This window comes from Pseudoalteromonas sp. CR1, assembly GCF_019392235.1.
In the GTDB taxonomy this organism is placed as follows: domain Bacteria; phylum Pseudomonadota; class Gammaproteobacteria; order Enterobacterales; family Alteromonadaceae; genus Pseudoalteromonas.
Genome location: NZ_JAHXRM010000046.1, coordinates 1 through 455, shown reverse-complemented (window position 1 = coordinate 455; position 455 = coordinate 1). Strand labels below are relative to the sequence as shown.

Below are 455 nucleotides of genomic sequence, written 5' to 3'. Positions count from 1 at the left end.
TTCGATGCGTTTCGCAAATACTTTGCCTTGTCGCCCATGGCGTACTTGAAGAAACACCGGTTGGGCGCGGTGCGCCAGGACATCCTCGAACACGGCTCTACGCGTACCATTTCCGAAATCGCCCTGGGGTGGGGGTTTACGCACTTGGGCCGGTTCTCGGCGGAATACCGCAAGCTGTTTGACGAGTCGCCCAGCCAGACCTTACAGCGCAAGCGCCTGCGCAGCCTTTGAAGACAATGAGGATCAAACTGTGGGAGCTGGCTTGCCTGCGAAAGCATCGACGCGGGTTACCTGACGGGCCGAGTCGCTCGCATCGCAGGTAAGCCAGCTCCCACATGGGGCTGTATTGTCAAAATTAAGTATGAAAACGCGACATTGTGATGTCGCTTATCGGACAGTTCGCCCCGCAACAGTGCGTTTGTCAGCCTAATTCTGTACTCTAGCCGCCTCTTTAT

At 56.0% G+C, this 455-nt stretch carries 1 protein-coding gene; it reads left to right on the top strand.

Annotated elements, in window-relative coordinates:
- The coding region (locus KZZ04_RS18420) for a helix-turn-helix domain-containing protein (RefSeq protein WP_219423670.1) at positions 1-231 on the top strand (231 nt) is incomplete at its 5' end.
- Between the last annotated feature and the right edge of the window lie 224 nt (positions 232-455).